The 2942-nt window shown below is 56.5% G+C and carries 2 rRNA genes (1 of these 2 cut by a window edge); both read left to right on the forward strand.

The features are described from left to right. Nucleotides 1–2629, forward strand: a 23S ribosomal RNA gene (locus tag C8E01_RS21215); it begins 265 nt to the left of the window's first position. 130 nt (nt 2630–2759) lie between these two features. After that, a 5S ribosomal RNA gene (gene rrf / locus C8E01_RS21220) occupies nt 2760–2871 on the forward strand. The last annotated feature ends 71 nt before the right edge of the window (nt 2872–2942 follow it).

The following is a 2942-nucleotide window of genomic DNA, read 5'->3' on the forward strand; positions in this document are numbered from 1 at the left end:
CACGGCAGGGCCGGGGTTGTAGGACCACGCCGTGGGACCAAGTATTGAAGCATAACATCCTGGGAAGGGTGACCATAGGGGGTGATAGTCCCGTGTGCGTAAGCTGCTTGGCCCTAGTGGTATCCTGAGTAGGGCGGGACCGGAGAAATCCCGCCTGAATCCAGCGGCACCATCCGCTAAGGCTAAATACTCCTGAGAGACCGATAGTGAACCAGTACCGTGAGGGAAAGGTGAAAAGTACCCCGAATAGGGGGGTGAAACAGATCCTGAAACCATGCGCCTACAAGCGGTCGGAGCCCATTCGTTGGGTGACGGCGTGCCTTTTGCATAATGAGCCTACGAGTTACTCCTCTCTGGCAAGGTTAAGGATCTTGAGGTCCGGAGCCGCAGCGAAAGCGAGTCTGAACAGGGCGCACAGTCAGAGGGGGTAGACGCGAAACTTTGTGATCTACCCATGGGCAGGATGAAGGTTGGGTAAAACCAACTGGAGGTCCGAACCAGTTTACGTTGAAAAGTATTTGGATGACCTGTGGGTAGGGGTGAAAGGCCAATCAAACTGAGAAATAGCTCGTACTCCCCGAAATGCCTTTAGGGGCAGCGTCGCGGTCGAGTCATGTGGAGGTAGAGCTACCGATAGGACTAGGGGGAGTCAAATCCTACCGAATCCTGACGAACTCCGAATGCCACTTGATATACGCGGCAGTGAGGCGCGGGGTGCTAAGGTCCCGCGCCGAGAGGGAAAGAACCCAGACCGCCAGCTAAGGTCCCAAAGTCCACGCTAAGTTGAACAAAGGGGGTCCAGTTGCCTAGACAGCCAGGAGGTTGGCTTGGAAGCAGCCATTCCTTTAAAGAGTGCGTAACAGCTCACTGGTCGAGCGACAGGGCATCGATAATAATCGGGCATCAAGCATGGCACCGAAGCTGCGGATTATAATTTATTATACTGGTAGGGGAGCATTCCGGGGGCGGAGAAGGTATGGCGGCAAGCCGTGCTGGAGCGCCCGGAAAAGCAAATGTAGGCATAAGTAACGATAATGCGGGCGAGAAACCCGCACACCGAAAGACCCAGGTTTCCTGATCAACGCTAATCGGATCAGGGTTAGTCGGGACCTAAGGCCGAGGCGAAAGCGCAGGTCGATGGACAGCTGGTTAATATTCCAGCACCGGCTACGTATAGCGATGCGGTGACGGAGAAGTGAAAGGACCGCGCACTGACGGAATAGTGCGTTGAAGGCCGTAGGTATTGGTTGGGTAGTGAAGTACGCCCGACTAGCTGAAAGCCGATAGTACTCCAAGCCCCCGGGCGCGGAGATAGCGTCCCTAAGCAGGCTCCCTAGAAAACCCGCTAAGCGTTTAAATACGTGGCCGCCCGTACCGCAAACCGACACAGGTGGTCGAGGAGAGAATCCTAAGGTGCTCGAGTGAATCACGGCCAAGGAACTCGGCAAAATGGCCCTGTAACTTCGGGAGAAGGGGCGCTTCCTCCAAGCAATTGGAGAAGCCGCAGTGAAAAGGCCCAGGCGACTGTTTAACAAAAACACATGGCTTTGCCAAATCGAGAGATGACGTATAAGGCCTGACACCTGCCCGGTGCCGGAAGGTTAAGAGGGGGGGTTAGCCGCAAGGCGAAGCTCTGAATCGAAGCCCCGGTAAACGGCGGCCGTAACTATAACGGTCCTAAGGTAGCGAAATTCCTTGTCGGGTAAGTTCCGACCTGCACGAATGGTGTAACGATCTGGGCGCTGTCTCAGCCGTGAGCTCGGTGAAATTGTAGTCTCGGTGAAGATGCCGAGTACCCGCAACGGGACGGAAAGACCCCATGAACCTTTACTATAGCTTAGCATTGACGCTGGGTAACTCATGTGTAGGATAGGCCGGAGAATGTGAAGGGGCGTCGCCAGGCGTCCTGGATTCTTCCTTGAAATACGGCCCTTGAGTTGCCTGGCGCCTAACCCGACAGAGTCGGGGACCGTGCTTGGTGGGTAGTTTGACTGGGGTGGTCGCCTCCAAAACAATAACGGAGGCTTTCAAAGGTTCCCTCAGCACGCTTGGTAACCGTGCGCAGAGCGCAATAGCAGAAGGGGGCTTGACTGTGAGGCCCACAAGCCGAGCAGGGCCGAAAGGCGGATATAGTGATCCGGTGGTTCCGCATGGAAGGGCCATCGCTCAAAGGATAAAAGGTACTCTGGGGATAACAGGCTGATCTCCCCCAAGAGCTCATATCGACGGGGAGGTTTGGCACCTCGATGTCGGCTCGTCACGTCCTGGGGCTGGAGAAGGTCCCAAGGGTTCGGCTGTTCGCCGATTAAAGTGGCACGCGAGCTGGGTTCAGAACGTCGTGAGACAGTTCGGTCCCTATCTGTTGTGGGCGTCGGAGATTTGAGGGGTTCTGTCCTTAGTACGAGAGGACCGGGATGGACGAGCCTCTGGTGGACCTGTTGTGGCGCCAGCCGCAGCGCAGGGTAGCTACGCTCGGACGGGATAAGCGCTGAAAGCATCTAAGTGCGAAACCCGCCCCAAGATGAGATCTCCCTTAAGGGCCGTCAGAGACGATGACGTTGATAGGCCGCAGGTGTAAAGCTGGAAACAGCAAAGCCGAGCGGTACTAATTGCCCGAGCGCGTTCTCAAGCACGCACAGTGCGACCGGCCAACACCGGCCCGCCCCTTGGCCCTATTGGTGCGCAAGTCTTTTTCTCTCCCAACTAGTCAAAACAACTTTTACATAGCCATCACGCCCGCACAGAAACCGGGCAAAGAGAATGGCGGCTATGGCGCCGGTGAGCACCTCTTCCCATCCCGAACAGAGAAGTTAAGCCCGGCTGCGCCGATGGTACTGGGGTCACACCCGGGAGAGTAGGTGGCCGCCAACCCCAACAAACAGCACAGCCCCCGGCCCCCCCAAAGAGCCGGGGGCTGCGCGCGTTTAGAGATATAGGGAAGG

The sequence above is a fragment of the Pontibacter virosus genome, assembly GCF_003096355.1.
Taxonomy (GTDB): Bacteria; Bacteroidota; Bacteroidia; order Cytophagales; family Hymenobacteraceae; genus Pontibacter; species Pontibacter virosus.